Origin of the sequence: Sedimentibacter sp. MB35-C1, assembly GCF_030913635.1 — a bacterium.
In the GTDB taxonomy this organism is placed as follows: Bacteria; Bacillota; Clostridia; order Tissierellales; family Sedimentibacteraceae; genus Sedimentibacter.
Genome location: NZ_CP133188.1, coordinates 1,889,021 through 1,905,156 on the forward strand (window position 1 = coordinate 1,889,021; position 16,136 = coordinate 1,905,156).

15 protein-coding genes and 1 riboswitch are annotated in these 16,136 nt (G+C 35.0%); of the genes, 10 read left to right on the forward strand and 5 right to left on the reverse strand.

Translation table 11 applies throughout. The features are described from left to right. The first annotated feature begins 1 nt into the window (after window position 1). Window positions 2-1,357 carry a GlmL-related ornithine degradation protein gene (locus RBQ61_RS08950; RefSeq protein WP_308136995.1) on the forward strand — a complete coding sequence of 452 codons (1,356 nt, stop codon included), beginning with the start codon at window positions 2-4 and terminating at the stop codon, window positions 1,355-1,357. A 1-nt stretch (window position 1,358) separates the two neighbouring features. Beyond that, window positions 1,359-2,432 (forward strand): ornithine racemase Orr, encoded by a 1,074-nt coding sequence (gene orr, locus RBQ61_RS08955; protein ID WP_308136996.1) that lies wholly within the window; start codon window positions 1,359-1,361, stop codon window positions 2,430-2,432. Window positions 2,433-2,504: 72 nt separating this feature from the next. Here the strand turns inward: orr and RBQ61_RS08960 are convergent, their stop codons facing one another. Continuing rightward, window positions 2,505-3,767, reverse strand: a complete 1,263-nt coding sequence (locus RBQ61_RS08960) for a glycosyltransferase family 2 protein (RefSeq protein WP_374049912.1) — start codon at window positions 3,765-3,767, stop codon at window positions 2,505-2,507. Between the two features lie 346 nt (window positions 3,768-4,113). On the opposite strand from RBQ61_RS08960, the gene RBQ61_RS08965 reads away from it, so the two are divergent. The 3 genes from RBQ61_RS08965 (at window position 4,114) to RBQ61_RS08975 (ending at window position 6,585) form a co-directional block, all read left to right on the forward strand. Continuing rightward, window positions 4,114-5,379, forward strand: a complete 1,266-nt coding sequence (locus RBQ61_RS08965; protein ID WP_308136998.1) for a hemolysin family protein — start codon at window positions 4,114-4,116, stop codon at window positions 5,377-5,379. A 115-nt stretch (window positions 5,380-5,494) separates the two neighbouring features. Further along, window positions 5,495-6,073 (forward strand): nucleoside recognition domain-containing protein, encoded by a 579-nt coding sequence (locus tag RBQ61_RS08970; protein ID WP_308136999.1) that lies wholly within the window; start codon window positions 5,495-5,497, stop codon window positions 6,071-6,073. Beyond that, window positions 6,070-6,585, forward strand: coding sequence for a spore maturation protein (locus tag RBQ61_RS08975; RefSeq protein WP_308137000.1), 516 nt, complete (start codon window positions 6,070-6,072; stop codon window positions 6,583-6,585). The genes RBQ61_RS08970 and RBQ61_RS08975 overlap by 4 nt, the downstream gene beginning before the upstream one ends. Window positions 6,586-6,644: 59 nt before the next feature. Here RBQ61_RS08975 and RBQ61_RS08980 read toward each other — a convergent pair whose 3' ends face one another. The 4 genes from RBQ61_RS08980 to RBQ61_RS08995 all read right to left on the reverse strand — a co-directional run bounded on the left by RBQ61_RS08980 (window position 6,645) and on the right by RBQ61_RS08995 (window position 10,243). Next, window positions 6,645-7,202 carry a DUF5317 domain-containing protein gene (locus RBQ61_RS08980; RefSeq protein ID WP_308137001.1) on the reverse strand — a complete coding sequence of 186 codons (558 nt, stop codon included), beginning with the start codon at window positions 7,200-7,202 and terminating at the stop codon, window positions 6,645-6,647. 7 nt (window positions 7,203-7,209) lie between these two features. Beyond that, on the reverse strand, window positions 7,210-8,517 hold the full coding sequence (locus RBQ61_RS08985; RefSeq protein ID WP_308137002.1) for an HD-GYP domain-containing protein: 1,308 nt from the start codon (window positions 8,515-8,517) through the stop codon (window positions 7,210-7,212). Between the two features lie 224 nt (window positions 8,518-8,741). Continuing rightward, the gene (locus tag RBQ61_RS08990) at window positions 8,742-9,365 is read right to left on the reverse strand and encodes a hypothetical protein (protein WP_213926939.1); all 624 of its coding nucleotides are present in this window, start codon (window positions 9,363-9,365) and stop codon (window positions 8,742-8,744) included. Between the two features lie 158 nt (window positions 9,366-9,523). Beyond that, window positions 9,524-10,243, reverse strand: coding sequence for an N-acetylmuramoyl-L-alanine amidase (locus RBQ61_RS08995; protein ID WP_308137003.1), 720 nt, complete (start codon window positions 10,241-10,243; stop codon window positions 9,524-9,526). 257 nt (window positions 10,244-10,500) lie between these two features. Here RBQ61_RS08995 and RBQ61_RS09000 point away from each other — a divergent pair, with 257 nt between their 5' ends. From RBQ61_RS09000 to RBQ61_RS09020, 5 genes are all read left to right on the forward strand, one after another. Beyond that, window positions 10,501-11,493 (forward strand): L-lactate dehydrogenase, encoded by a 993-nt coding sequence (locus RBQ61_RS09000; RefSeq protein WP_308137004.1) that lies wholly within the window; start codon window positions 10,501-10,503, stop codon window positions 11,491-11,493. A 175-nt stretch (window positions 11,494-11,668) separates the two neighbouring features. After that, window positions 11,669-12,763: a low specificity L-threonine aldolase gene (locus RBQ61_RS09005; protein WP_308137005.1), complete on the forward strand. Its 1,095-nt coding sequence runs from the start codon at window positions 11,669-11,671 to the stop codon at window positions 12,761-12,763. A gap of 39 nt (window positions 12,764-12,802) precedes the next feature. Continuing rightward, a riboswitch (cobalamin riboswitch) is annotated at window positions 12,803-12,972 on the forward strand. Window positions 12,973-13,066: 94 nt separating this feature from the next. After that, window positions 13,067-14,017, forward strand: a complete 951-nt coding sequence (cbiB, locus tag RBQ61_RS09010; protein WP_308137006.1) for an adenosylcobinamide-phosphate synthase CbiB — start codon at window positions 13,067-13,069, stop codon at window positions 14,015-14,017. A gap of 14 nt (window positions 14,018-14,031) precedes the next feature. Further along, window positions 14,032-15,108, forward strand: a complete 1,077-nt coding sequence (gene cobD, locus RBQ61_RS09015) for a threonine-phosphate decarboxylase CobD (RefSeq protein WP_308137007.1) — start codon at window positions 14,032-14,034, stop codon at window positions 15,106-15,108. Next, a complete protein-coding gene (locus RBQ61_RS09020) occupies window positions 15,105-16,136 on the forward strand; it encodes a phosphoglycerate mutase (RefSeq protein ID WP_308137008.1) in 1,032 nt (343 codons plus the stop codon). Before cobD ends, RBQ61_RS09020 begins: the two co-directional genes overlap by 4 nt.

A 16,136-nucleotide genomic window follows, 5' to 3' on the forward strand; every position in this document is an offset into this window, starting at 1 on the left:
ATTGAAAGTTGATGTATTGGTAGCTGAAATAGGCAGCACCACTACAGTAGTCAACGCATTCAATGGAATAGGCATTGACCCTGTCTTTATAGGACAGGGTCAGGCACCTACATCCGTCCTGGAGGGAGATGTAACGGTCGGGCTTAAAGGAGCTATTGATTCCTTAACCAGAAATCTGCAAGCGGATGAAATAACATGGGATGATATGTTGGCTACAAGCAGTGCTGCAGGCGGATTAAAAATGACAGTACACGGCCTGGTATATGACATGACTGTCAGAGCGGCAAAGGAAGCCGCGCTTGGAGCCGGAGGAATTATAAAAATGATTACCTCAGGTAGAATGAGAAGGACGGATCTTAAAAAAATACAGGAAATTATGCCTAATATTATTCTTGTCGCCGGGGGAGTGGATTACGGTGAAAGAGAAACGGCGCTTCATAATCTGGAGAAGATTCTTTCGATGAATTTAAACATTCCTATAATATATGCAGGAAATGTTGAGAATCAGGATGAAGTTAGACTTATGTGCGAGGAAGCCGGAAATCAGGTTTATATTGTTGAAAATGTATATCCTAAAATAGATACGCTTGTAGTTGAACCTACAAGAAAAATAATTCAAGATGCTTTTGAAGAGCATATTATTCATGCTCCGGGAATGTCGAAAGTTAGAGATCTTGTTAAAGGTCCTATAATTCCTACACCGGGAGCTGTAATGGAAGCAGCCAAAGTATTGAAGGATAACTTGGGAGATTTGGTTGTGTTTGATGTGGGTGGAGCAACGACGGATGTCCATTCTGTAACTGCAGGGAGTGAAGAGGTCAATTCGATTTTAATCAGTCCCGAACCGGAAGCAAAGCGTACAGTGGAGGGAGATTTAGGTGTATTTGTCAATGTTAGCCACGTTGTCGAAAAAATAGGAATTGACAAGCTGAGACAAGAATTTCCTAACTGTGATGAAATTTTAGAAAGATACAAGCCAATACCAGAGACAGACAGAGAAAAGCAGTTTGTTGAAAGACTGACTCTTGAAGCTGTTTTAACTTCACTGGAAAGACATGCAGGGCATTTGAGATATTTTTATACGGCATCTGGTAAAAAGACTGTTGCTGAGGGAAAAGATCTTACGGTAATAAAATATGTAATTGGTACCGGCGGAGCTCTAACAAGGTTACCGAATAAAAAGAAAATACTGGAGAAGGTAAAAAATCACAGCAAGGAGCAGGAACTATATCCTAAACAGACAGCAAAAATATTAATAGACGAAGATTATATACTGTCATCTTTAGGAGTACTTGCAAAAAGTTATCCCAAGGATGCCTTGAGATTAATGAAAAAAAGCTTAAGAATAGGAGAATGATATGTATCCCAGATTGGTAATAGATTTAAAAAAATTGAAAAATAATCTGGATAAAACTATTGAATTGGTAAAAGGTTCAGGCTGTTCTCTCATGATAGTGACAAAAGTTTATTGTGCAGATATGGAGATATACAAAATGCTGGAGGAATCAAAAATTGATTACTTCGCCGATTCAAGAATCCAAAATCTGAAAAAATATGAAGGAACAAAAAAAGGAAGAGTGCTTTTAAGACTTCCCATGATGTCCGAAGCAGAAGAAACAGTTCGTTATTCTGATATCTCTTTGAATTCAGAAATTGAAACAATCAAAAGATTAAATGAAGCAGCAGCTGAACAGAATAAAAAACATAAGATACTTCTGATGATAGATTTGGGAGATTTAAGAGAAGGAATTTTCTATAAAAATGAAGACGAAATTTACAATGCGGTTGAGGAAATACTTAAGCTGAAAAATATTGAGCTTTACGGCGTTGGTGTTAATCTTACATGCTACGGTGCAGTAATACCTCAAAAGGAAAACTTGTCTATATTGGTTGAAACGTCAGATAAAATAGAGAAAAAGTTTGGAATAAGGCTTCAGATGATTTCAGGAGGAAACTCAAGTTCGGTTCATCTGATAGGAAAAAATGAGCTTCCGGAAGGAATTAATAATTTGAGAGTGGGAGAGGCATTCGCTCTGGGAGATGAAACCGCGTACAGCCAAATGCTGGACGGTTTCTATGACGATGCTTTTACATTGGAAGCGGAAATAATTGAATTGAAGGAAAAGCAATCAGTCCCTATCGGAGAGATAGGTGTGGATGCATTTGGAAACAAGCCTTTTTACGAAGATCTTGGAGTAATCAAGAGAGCCATAATAGCAGTAGGAAGACAGGACGTTGATCCTGACAACCTGCATCCTATAGACTCTAAAATATCCGTACTGGGTGCAAGCTCTGACCATTTGCTTTTAAATGTAAACGAATCTGATAGAAATTACAAGGTCGGAGATATAATTAAATTCAAACTAAGCTACTCAAGCCTTTTAAGAGCGGCTACAAGCAGCGCATATGTGGATAGAGTCTATATAAGATAGTTTCAAAGCCTTAGATATAAATAAACAGCTTCCATAATTTTCAGGAGGCTGTTTGTTTATATCTTTTTGTATTTATTGTCGCACTTCTTCAATAGATTTAGCAATGCTGTGCGTTATTGGTTTCCATTCTATTTTCTTGCATAGAGCTACTATTGAAATAGGAATATATGTGAAAATAAATATTGGAAATGTAAACATATATTTAACCTTGTTCCATGGAGTTGAATTTATGTTTTTCCATTCTGAAACTGTTGTAATTAACCCCAATACAAATAGAACTGAATAAGAATTAATTACGGACATCATAATTGCTCCTGATGTTTCCTGAATTATTTCCGGATATATTTCAATATTAATTAAACCAACAGTAAGAAATATCAGATTTATACTTACGTTCAGCAGAGACAGAAATAATGCCGGGCATATAGTTACAAACATATCGTAGCAGTAAAAGCTTCTTTTAGTAAAAATGTTCTTAAGCAGTTCAAGACCATACCGTGCAAAAACCTGGTAAAAACCTTTTGCCCATCTAAGTCTCTGATTCCATGACTGTTCAAACAAATAAGGCTGTTCATCGTACAGCACTGCATTTCCGCAATAGCCTATCTGTTCACCATGAATGGCGCTGTCGATAGAAAATTCTATGTCTTCGGTTAGCAAGTGGTGCTTCCAACCATTATTCTTTCTTATAATTTCATCTGATACCATAAATCCTGTTCCCGAAATTGCACATCCTGTATTCAGTATCATTCTCGAATTATTTAAGTACTTTGCTTCTCTCAAAAACCATAACGAATATCCTGCTGAAAGCCAGTTGGTGTCATAATTTTTGGAGTTTCTGTAGCTTGTTACTATTTTATATCCGTTATCAAATACCTTGTTCATTTCAGAAATATATTTTTCATCAAGCAGATTGTCTGCATCAAAAATAAAATATGCGTCATATTTTTCATCGCTGTTCAATATCCTTTTAAATGCATAATCTAAGGCATATCCCTTTCCAACAAGTTGTCTGTTAAACCTTTCAAACACAGTTGCACCTGAATTTTTGGCAACTTCTGCAGTATTATCGGTGCAGTTATCTGCAACGACGTAAACATCTACAAGCGAGGACGGATAATCCTGCTTTTTAAGGCTTTTTAATAATTGACCTATAACAGCACTTTCATTCCTAGCTGCAATAATAACAGCATATCTGTTATTATTTTCAGCATACATTATTTTACTTTTTCTGAATAGACCTACAAATACATAAAATAATTGATAAAAATAAAATCCTGTTAATATTATAAATATAGTTAAGTTAAATATGCTTATAAACGATAACAATGTAATACCTCCATTTTTTTTACCCTTTTCGTTTTGTAAGTATAGCATTTCCACGAATTAAATCAATTAAGGAATTCTTAAAATTCGCTTAATTTAAAGGACTGAGCTATTTAAAATACAAATATCTGAAAGTGAAGGTATTAATTATTATTTGAAAAATATATATTTTTATGCTATTTATTAATTCCTTAATATACCATAAAATTATTTTTAAAAAACTGCTAGATTAATTTAGCTAAAAGTTCGATGCGCTACATTTAATATAGCGCTGATACACAAAATCGATTGACTATTGTTATCGAATATCTTATACTATTTATATATAATAATTAATTGGGAGTGATTTACAATAATGGACGATGACGGTATAAGTCGGGTCGTAATATTTATTTTTCTGATACTGGCATCTGCAATTCTTTCCGCTGCAGAAACAGCATTCATTAACTTTAACCGGACTAGAATGAAAAATTTATACAGCATGAATTCTAAGAAGGCGGCATTGGTTTTGAAATTGGATGAAAATTACGAAGAAACGATGTCGACAATTCTTATTATTAACAATATTACAAATATTACGGCAACATCTATAGCAGTATTTACTTTATCTAGTTATTTTAACAATTATGGAATAGCTTTGGCTACAATAACCACAATTTTGTTAATTTTGATATTTGGAGAGCTGCTGCCTAAAGTATTGGCCAAAATTGCACCTGAAAAATTTGCTATATTTTCAGCTCCTGCAATACAGGCTTTGGCATTTGTCTGCATTCCGATAAATTTTCTGTTGTTTTCATTTAAAAAAGGATTCGTCAGGATTTTTGGAACAGAAAGCCTTCCGTCTGTTACAGAGGATGAGCTTAAGACTATGATTGATGAAGTAGAAAATGAAGGTGTTATAAATAAAAGTGAAAGTGACTTAATTAGATCTGCAATTGAGTTTAACGAAACTGTTGTGGAGGATATTTATACACCGAGAATTGATATCGCAGGTATTGAGGAAAAAGAAAACCTTGACGATATTAAGGAAAAATTTCTGTTGAGCGGTTACTCAAGATTACCTGTATTTAGAGGAGATATTGATAATATTGTTGGAGTATTGCACGAAAAAGACTTTTATCAGGCTCTGAACAGGAAGGAAAAAGATATTAAAGGGCTTGTTTCCAAAATATTGTTTGTTACGCCCAACAAAAAAATTTCAGAGCTGTTGAAAGAACTTCAAATTGCAAAAGCACATATGGCAATAGTAATTGATGAATATGGAGGAACAGAGGGCCTTGTTACAATGGAGGACATAATTGAAGAGCTTGTGGGAGAAATATGGGATGAGCATGACGAGGTAATAGAATGGTTCAAAAAGATTGATGACGACAAGTTCCTTATTTCATGCAATGCAGACATTGAAGACATGTTTGATTTGTTTGGACTTGAAGCTGATGATGAGATGGATGTTACGACAGTGAATGGATTTATTACAACACTCTTCGAAGAAATTCCAGAGGTTGGGGGCAGAATTGCATATAAAAATTTGGATATTACCGTAACAAAGGCTGAAGCAAAAAGAGTCCTGGAAATACAGGTTGAAAAAATAAAAAATGAAGCACATACCATTGTTCAATAATTAAGATATATTTATTAGAAACAAGCATATTATTTAGTATGTTTGTTTTTTTGTGCCTTAAATTGCAGGGTGATGACTTATTAACAAAGAAGCATATACATGGAGAGGGTTGAATATGGGGAAAATATGGATTAGCTTGATAGGACTTGGCATACTGTTTTCATTTTTGAACGGGAGTCCTCAAACAGTTACAAATGTTTTATTTTATGACTTGGAAAAATCAGTTGAGATTATATTAAGTTTACTGCCTGTTATGGCTTTTTGGACAGGGTTAATGGCAATAGTTGAAAAATCAGGAATTTTAAGCAGGGTTTCGACAGCAATTAAACCTATAGTCGGATTTTTGTTTAAAGAGGTTCAAAATAATACAAAAGCAGTTAATGCAATTATTATGACATTAGCAGCAAATATGCTTGGTATCGGTAATTCTGCTACTGCATTCGGCATAAAGGCAATGCATGAAATGCAGCTTCATAACAGAGATAAAAGCACAGCAAATAATGCAATGTGTATGTTTTTAATAATTAACGTATCGTCCGTTCAGCTTATTCCTATAAATATAATAAAATTAAGGGCGGATTCGGGAGCGGCCTTTCCGGGAGATGTAATGGTACCTACTATTGTTGCAACAGCTTTTTCAACAGCGGTTGCAGTTGCTGCCGCAAAATATTACGAAGGGAGGGATTTCAGATGAGCGCATCAGATATACTGCTTTCGTCGGTAATTGGAGGAATATTAATTTACGGAATGATAAAAAATGTGGATATTTACGGCGTTTTTGTTGAAGGGGCACTGGAAGGTGCAAAATCTGCAGTGAAAATTTTTCCATATATACTGGCTGTTGTTTTTGCAATCAATTTATTTATACATTCCGGAGCAGAAGCTTTTATTGTGGGAATTCTTTCTCCCTTAACTTCTATGATTGGGTTTCCCCCGGAAATCTTATCGCTGTCAATAGTAAAACCCCTTTCCGGAGGCGGATCACTGGGTGTATTTAAAACAATACTCGATATTTACGGTCCGGACTCATACATAGGAAGAACCGCATCGGTGTTAATGGGATCATCAGAGACGATTTTTTATACTGTTGCAGTATATTTTGGAGCTGTAGGAATTAAAAACGTAAGGTATACAATAAAAGTTGGCTTAATAGCTCATTGTGCATCAATTTTTGCTGCGCTGGCAGTATGCAAATTAATGTTTTAAAATAGTAAGTTAAACTGTTTTTTGTGAATCAGGCTTTAGCTATGATTTATGCAAGTTAATTACTTAGTATATCGCGGAAGCTCCTGCCAAAATACAAAGACTCCCAGAAATAAAAATATATCACCTATACTTATTGATTTAGGAAAAGGGTAGGGAGAAGCAAGAGTTATAACGTCACACAGCATTTTAAACTTTGTATCTTCGGTTAGAAGTGAATGTATCAGATCCTGACCTGTTCCAAGGTATAACCTGTTAGCATCTGCATTAGCCAGCAAATCGGAAACAAGCACAGGCATTTTGAAATCATTCGATGCTATTGCAATAAAGTTGAGAAGTGTACCTATAAGCAAAAGCTTCATGAATGTTTTTTTGAAGTTTAGTGTTGAAACGATTATCAGCGCAAGGTATATAAGCCAGTTCAGGCTCAAAATCCTAAGCAGGTTGTTATGGCTGAAATTTCCGTATAAATATTCAGCAGTAATTTCTATTACGGCCACTGCTATCAGTATTTTATATCCTTTAATTTCTAATTTAATATCTGTGAAATTAATTTTTCTGTTTCTTATAATCAGGATGAATATGGACAGTATTGAAAAAAATATGATTTCAGGAAGCATAGTACACCTATTCTGTTACCTTGTAATATGTGGTTCTCAGAGCTATTATTGCGTCGTCAACTATGTCGGGATTGAATTGTGTACCCGAATTCAGCTTTATTTCACTTAATGCAGCCTCTAGGCTCAGAGATTTTCTGTAAGGTCTGTTGGTTGTCATGGCATCAAAGGAATCAGCAATAGTGAGTATTGAGGTTTCAAGAGGTATGCTGTCATGACACAGACCGTCAGGATAGCCCTTTCCGTCATTTCTTTCATGATGATGACGAATAATATCTGAAATATTTGACAGATAACTTAAGTCGGCAATTATAGTAGCACCTATTTCAGGGTGAGATTTTATTGTTTCAAATTCATCCCGCTCCAGTTTGCCGGTCTTATTTAATATATTTTTATCTATTCCGATTTTACCTATATCGTGCAGCAAAGCGGCACTTTTTATCAAATCAATTTTGCTTTGAGGGAGTCCGATTTGCTTTGCAACTGCTTCGGAGTATGCGCTCACTCTTAACGAGTGTCCGCTGGTGTACGGGTCGTTTGCTTCAATAGCTCGTACCAAAACATTCATTGTTTCAAAATAGTTTTTGCGCATATCTATATAAAGCTTAAAAGTATACCTTGCCAGCAAAAGTGGAATGAAGAATAACAGCAGACCGCCGATACCGTAGCTGTTGTACGCAAATGCAAGTATTATGCCTAACAATCCAACTAAAAGCACATTTATCATCATGGAAAAGAAATTGTTTCTCCATATGTAAATAAATTTCTCATTTAATAATATTGACATTAAAGCTGACATAAAAAGGGTGTTCAGTAATATATATACTGATAATGCTGCAGCTCCTGCGACAGGATTATAAAAATCAAAACCTACATTTATAATATTATTTAAGTATACATATGCCATTCCAGCCATGCCTGAACATATCATAAGTTGGCTTGTGTTAAATATAGTTTTATATATAGGGTTGTTTAAAATATGGACTCTCCCTACGCCATCCTTATATGGAAATCTAAAAGCGACACCTATGGCGGATATTATTGAAGCCAATAGGGGATTTGTCAATATTATGGCAGAATAATACAGTGCAAAGCTTACGGAAATTGCGCCAACTTTAGGAAGCAATATAAAAAATGTTTCCGCAATAATTGATAATGCGGAAAATACTATGAGCAGGGAATAGTCATTTATAGCATATACTCTAGAAAGGTGCAACATAAGAACAAAAGCCGTAATAGCCAGTATGAAAATATATAAAAATAAATTTGTGCTTATTTTTTCTTTTTTAGGTATTTTATTGTCTGCAATATTTTTCATTTTCATTCCTCATATAATGAAGGGCTGACATGTTAAATTGCTGTTAAGCCCAAGTAAAGCTTGCGCCTGCAGCTAGTACCAATGCTACTATTGAAGATATTATAGGCATTAATTTTTTCATGTGTGAACCCCTCCTACAGAGAATCTCTGCTCTGTTCGCTAGTAGAACAGGAAGGTTTCGCTACGCTAGTTTTTTGTTTCTATTTTTTGTTTAGTCAGCCCGATCATTCTTTTATAAATAAACAGATTTTTCTGTTTATAGCATTAAGGGTAGCTTTTATTGTGGAATCGACCTTATTGTTATTAACAATTGCAGATCCTATCAGTGTGTTCTCTCTTCCACGCTCTATATGGGTAACGGAAGAAAGCATTACATCCATGCCTGCTATACGGGCGGCTTGTATATCATCAACTATGAAGCAGTCTAAATCAATTGCTTTTTTTATAGCGTTCAAAGTCGCCTGAGCCGCAACCATGAGGGTATTTTTTTCAGATTTTATTCCTTCTGCTTCTCCTATGTATTGTTTTTCATCCCATGAAAATTTAATGGAAATTTTTATTCTTTCCGAATTTGTCTCATTTGTATAACCTTCGTAAATCAGCCTGAAATCAGAGCTAATAGAAATGTTCTTATTAACTTGAGCAACACTTATAATCTTGTAATCTACATCCAAATTAAAATGAGACAGTAGAGCAGTTCTTATGTCCCGCACAATTTGTTTAGAGTGTCGGCTGCTGTCAGACAGGACATGTATTTCAGTTATATTATTATTAGAGTCGGTAATAATTTTACATGATAGAACAGATTTGATATTGGCGAGAAAATATTCTATTTCTTCGAAATCCATATTAGTCCTCCAAAACGTTATACTATCTTGATTATAATACAACATTCCCTATAATTCAACACAAAGTTAACAATAATTATTATATTTTTTAATAATTTTCAATAAATACAAAAAAATACATTTGCAGGCAGACCACAAACGTATTTTTTTGTATTATATTAATATTCATTAAAATATCTTATTAACCCAGTATATATTGCCCAAGCTGTTTTTTCCTGATATTCATCGGAAACCAGCTTCTTTTCTTCAGAAGGGTTTGATAAAAAACCGCATTCTATCAGCAGTACAGGAGGTTTCGTTTCGTCCATTATTTTTATGTTTTTTTTCACCTGAGGAACTCTTTTATTATTTTTATCAAGAATATTTTTTAATGAATCTTGCATTATTTCTGCGGCAATTTTTCCCGGCATGCTGTTTTTTTGATAAAAAACATGGGCGCCGTAATATTGTTTTTGCGGGAAGGAATTTAGATGTATGGAAATTGTCAAATCTGCTTCGGTTTCATTTATCATTTTTACCCTGTTTGTCAAATCTTCATTTTTCTTTTCTCTGATAGTTTTGGATTTTAGCGAATAGAGTCCTTCATCTTCATACCTGGTCATTTCTACATCGAATCCGCTTCCTTCAAGGAAAGCCATAAGCTTTTCAGATATTGCAAGAGTCAGGGGGGCTTCGCCAATTCCCATGTCACCGCTTGCTCCCTGATCGATACCTCCGTGTCCGGGGTCAATAAGAACCTTGAGCTTTTTTACCTGTTCTCTATCCGTTGCATCAATTGTCTCTGTTGTTTTGTTTATATCGGAAAATAATGACATCAGCATTACAATCATTAATGCTATCGCAAATATTATATTTACTCTTTTAAAAATATTTTCCATTGCTACCTCCAAAGCCTTTCTTATATAAGATTATGAGGGGCTGTCAACAATAATTACAAAATACTGCTTTATATAGTTGAAATTTTAATCGTGCGGCAGCAGGGCAGAAAACAGTAATATTTAATAGGAATTAATTAATCCAAAAGAGAATAAATATGTAATTTCTGATATTGTAAATCACAGCGCGGGATTGACAGATTACATATATGGCAGTAAACTGTAAAGAAATTTAAATAACAATTTTTAGGAGACATGACATGCACAAAAATAAATTAGTAGTTGTAGGAGTGGGACATGTCGGTTCATATGTTTTGGCAGATGCTATGAAAACCGGACTGTTCGCTGAAATAGGAGTAATTGATATTTTAGAGAATGTAGCTTATGGCGAGGCATTGGATCAAGCCCAGGCTACAGCATTGACTTATATGAACAACGTAAATGTTACAAATGGAGAATATGAACAATGTGCTGATGCAGATGTGATTATCGTAGCTGCAGGTCCAAGCATAATACCTGATCCAAATGATCCAAAAGGTGAACCAGACCGTACCTTATTGACAAAAACAAACTGTGAAGTTATTCGCGGTGTAATGAAAGGTATTACAAAATATACTAAAGATGCTGTTATTATTTTTATTACTAATCCATTGGATACTATGGTTTATATTGCCGAAAACGAATTTGGATATCCGAAAGGGCGTATTTTTGGTACAGGAACCATGCTTGATTCTGCCAGACTACGCAAAATAGTTGCTGATAATTACAATATTGATCCGAAATCTGTTACAGGATTTATGATGGGAGAACACGGCAGGACAGCTTTTCCTGTTATGAGCCATGTATATATCAGCGGGATTCCTTTATCTGAAGCAGATACTTTCCTAGAAGGAAAGAAAGATATACAAAATCCCGATGTGGTTAAAAAATTGACTGTAAGCGCTGCATATGAAGTGTTTAACGGCAAAGGCTGGACAAATGCAGGAGTCGCACAGTCGGCAGTTACAATGGCAAGGGCAGTGCTGTTAGACGAAAAAAGTATTTACCCTGCATCAACTACATTGCGTGGTCAATACGGTCATGACAAAGATGTGGCGCTGAGCATGCCATGTATTATAGGGCGTGAAGGTGTTTTGAAGCAGATACCTGTAAAGTTAAATGAATGGGAAACAAAAAAATTAGAAGAAACAATAGCGTATATCCAAGAAACCATGGTTGATGCAAAAACAGGTCCTAAATTTTCTAAGAGATAATATTTAAAATAAAAATCAAAGTTTTAGATACAGAGTATTTGAAACTTTGATTTTTATTGTTTGCTACAAAAACGATGATATATAATAATTGTGGCAAACATTATCATTTAGCGGTATAATAAAAATAAATGCTTGTTAGAAAGCATTGTAACAATAACATTTTAAGAGGTGAATTATGAAGTTAACTGATCAATATAAGGCTGCAAAGTATAAATTCCAAGGTAACGGTCCAAGAAGTATCGATATATTAAAGGAAGCCTTAAACAGTATACAAGAAGATAGGTTTGCCGATTTATACGGCAAAGGCGAAATTATTGAAGAATTTGAAAAGAAATTTGCTGGAATACTTGGAAAAGAATCAGCTGTTTTTATGCCAAGCGGTACGATGGCACAACAGATTGCTCTTAGGATCTACGCAGACGATAAAAACAACAAGAAAGTTGCATATCATCCTCTCTCACATTTGGAATTGCATGAGCAAGATGCAATAAAGATTTTGCATGGTTTGGAAACTGTTCTTTTGGGTGAAACAAACCGACTGTTTACCATAAAAGATTTAATGTCTGTTAAGGAGAATGTTGGGACTTTGTTAATTGAACTACCTCAGAGAGAAATAGGAGGATATCTGCCGGCTCTTAATGAATTGGAAGAAATTATAGAATACGCAAGGTCTAAAAATATGTACATCCATCTTGACGGTGCCAGATTATTTGAATCGCTTCCATACTATGAAAAATCTCCGGCTGAAATATCAGCGTATTTTGACAGCGTGTATATTTCCTTTTACAAGGGTATAGGTGCTGTTGCAGGAGCTGTTTTAGCTGGGGAAAAAGAGTTTATTAACAAAGCTAAAATCTGGAAACGCAGGCATGGAGGGGATTTAATAAGTCTCTATCCGTATATCATTGCTGCTGATTATTATTATGAAAAAAGAAAAGATATGATGAGTAAATTTCATGAAGAAGCTATAGAACTGGCAAAGTATTTCAATGATTTGCCATCTGTTCGTACGACACCTGAAATACCGATGACTAATATGTTTCATGTGCATGCTGATTTCAGCAGTGATCAACTGGAGAAAATAGTTTCAAAAATATTTAGCGAATTTGATGTTTCAATAGCCGGAGGTATTAAAAAAATAGATGAAAAAACATCAAAATTCGAAATATCAATTGGTGAAGAGTTTTCGAAAATTCCTAAGGAATTGTTAAAACAAGTATTTGACAGGTTTAATGAATACATAAAAGTAAGAAGCTATCTCTTTCATTGACATTTAAATCCTGTTGATTTATAATTATTTCATAAATAAATGAAAATGTACTTTGTTGGTAACTTTTGTTTTAATAGGGAAAACAGTAAAAGCTGTTACAGCCCCCGCTACTGTGAAAGGTGATAAGGCTCATTGCCACTGTGAAAATGGGAAGGCGAGCGTTAAATGATCCGAAAGTCAGGAAACCTGCCAAATTAGTTTTTTATGGATTGTCGGGAGGACTGTCTGAAATATGTGTGTAACCGCCTTCCGTTCAGGAGGGTTTTTTGTTTGTCCAAATAAGGTATGTCAGAAAGGAATAATATGAATTCACTCATCATCGGATATGTGCTTGATTTGATTATCGGAGATCCTCAAGGATGGTTTCATCCTATAAGACTCATAGGGAATATGATTTGCTTTGTTGAGGACAAGCTGAGAAAATGCTGCAAAAATTCAAAGGAAGAAACAGCGGCAGGAGCGATATTATGGTTTTCGGTTGTTTTTACTTCATTTGTAATTCCATATGTAATTTTATATTTTGCATCAAAGGTTAGTTTTATGCTTGCATTAATTATTGAAGGATTAATGTGCTACTACATACTTGCAACAAAAAGTTTGAAGGATGAAAGTATGAAGGTTTATAAATCACTGAAAAGAAATGATTTAGCTGAAGCTCGTAATTATTTATCTTTTATTGTGGGCAGGGACGTGGAAAAGCTTAATGAAGTATCTGTTGCAAAAGCGGCTGTGGAAACTGTTGCAGAAAATGCATCTGACGGGGTTATTGCTCCAATGCTTTACATAATGATTGGAGGAGCTCCTCTGGGATTTATGTACAAGGCAGTCAATACTTTAGATTCAATGGTTGGATACAAAAATGAAAAATATATAAATATAGGCAGGGTTTCAGCCATAGCTGATGATGTTGCAAATTTCATTCCCTCAAGGATTTCAGCGCTTATTATGATCGCTGTGGCATTTATTACAGGCATGGATTACAAAAATGCCCTCAGAATCTATTTGCGAGATAGGTACAATCACAAGAGCCCAAACTCAGCACATACGGAATCAGTGTGCGCCGGAGCTCTGGACATAATGCTTGGAGGAGACAGCTATTACGGAGGCGCGCTTGTCAGCAAGCCGACAATAGGAGATGACATAAGAAAAATAGAAATAGAAGATATTAAAAGGGCTAATAGGCTTATGTACGCAGCATCTATGCTGACGTTGGCAACAGGTTCATTGCTTTACTACTTTGTTACAAGCTTATAAAATAGGAGAATACTATGAGTATAGAAATACATGGCGCCGACATATATACGGCGGCCGAAAAAAACGGTAGCGGGATAAATGAAATATTGGATTTTTCATCAAACATAAATCCTTTGGGTATACCCGATTCGGTTAAATCCGCCTGTATAAATTCAATTGAATATTCTAACAGGTATCCGGACATCAATTCTTCAGAATTAATCCGAAGTATTGCATCAGTCGAAAAAGTCCCGACCAGCTTTATTTTTGCGTCAAATGGAGCAGCAGAAGCCATATATCGTATTGCTTTTTTCTTAATGCCCAAAAAAGGCCTTGTTACTGCACCGGCCTTCAGCGAATATGAGAGCGCATTGAAAGCAGTCGGTGCAGATATTAACTATTACAATCTGGGTGAAGAATATGAATTTAAGATAAAGGATAACATATTAAATCATATAAATAATGATACAGATATTGTATTTTTGTGCAACCCCAATAATCCAACTGGGCAAATAACAGATATTAAAACAACAGAAAAAATAATTGACAAATGTATGAAGTCAGGGGCAACTGTGGTTATAGATGAATGTTTTCTGGATTTTGTGGAAAATAAAGAATCATTAAGTTCTGTCAGACTAATGAATAAATACAATAATCTTATTGTATTGAAAGCATTTACCAAAATATATGCTATTCCGGGGATACGCCTGGGTTATTGTATGTCTTCAAAAAGAGATGTTATTAATGGACTGAAATCGTCAGGGCCTCCCTGGAATGTTTCGAATATTGCACAGGCTGCGGGGATTGCGGCACTGAAGGAAAGAGAGTATGTAAGCAGGACTGTTTCGTACATAAAGGAGCAAAGAAATTACATGCTCAGTGAACTAAATAAGTTGAATATTAAGGCATATAATTCTAATGCCAACTATATATTGTTTAAAATTTTTAATGATGTGGATTTAAAGGAAGAACTGCTTAAAAAAAATATATTGATAAGAAGCTGCTCAAATTACAAAAACTTTGACAGAAGCTATTACAGAATTGCAGTGAAATCAAAGAATGAAAATAAACTTCTCATTAAGGCATTGTATGAAATAAGGGAGATGCTATGAAGAAGGTTTTAATAATAATAGACGGTTTAAGTGAAAAAAATATAGCAGAGCTGAATGATATGCAGCCTTTAGAATACGCATATACACCGTTTATTGATAAGATTATTTATGAAGGGTTCCGAACAAAAAAGATGTATTGCCCTGATGGAAGAGAGCCTGACAGCTTGGGGTGCATTTTATCAATACTTGGAGTTAACGGAAATCTTATTCCAAAAAACAGGGCATATCTTGAGGCAGTTGCGGAAAATATTGATGCAGGAGAAGATGAGGTTGCTCTGAGATGCAACTTAGTGAGCATTCAAGGCAACAAGCTTGAATCCTTTAACGGTGAGGGTCTTACAAGAGAAGAGATGCGTTCAGCTTCAGGGAATATAAAACCCGGGGGCATTAAATTTTATCACTTGAATGAATACAGAAATATTATCATTGCTGGGAAATCAGAAAAGCTTTTTTCTATTAAGGATATGCCTCCTCATGAAAACATAGGAGGCAGAATGGAGTGCTTGCTGAATCAGCTTGAAGGAATTAAAGAATTAAAGGAATTTATAAATGATAACAAATTTTCTGTGAGAGGTAAAAGCTATATGTTTTATCCCTGGGGCGTTGCGGATAAAACAGTACTGCCTTCGTTTCCTGAATTGTTTGGAAAGAGTTGTTCGTGCATATGCAGTGCTGATATTATGAAAGGTATAGCCAAATCTATGAAGATGGACGTTCCTGTTCTTAAAAGGGGAACGGGGGATGTTGATACAGATTTAAGAGAAAAAGCGGAAAATGCAATTAATGAGCTGAAAACTCATGATACAGTTATAGTTCATGTAAACGGAACGGATGAAGCTTCCCATAGAAGGGACATAAAAGGAAAAATAAATTTTATTGAAAAAATAGACAAAGAATTAATAAAAATAATTTACGAAAACATAGAAAATGCAAGTATGATTATTGTATCGGATCATCAGACCAGCAGCATAACAGGCAGGCATGAAACCGGCTTTGTTGATTATATATGCAGCGATAGGAGGAATTAA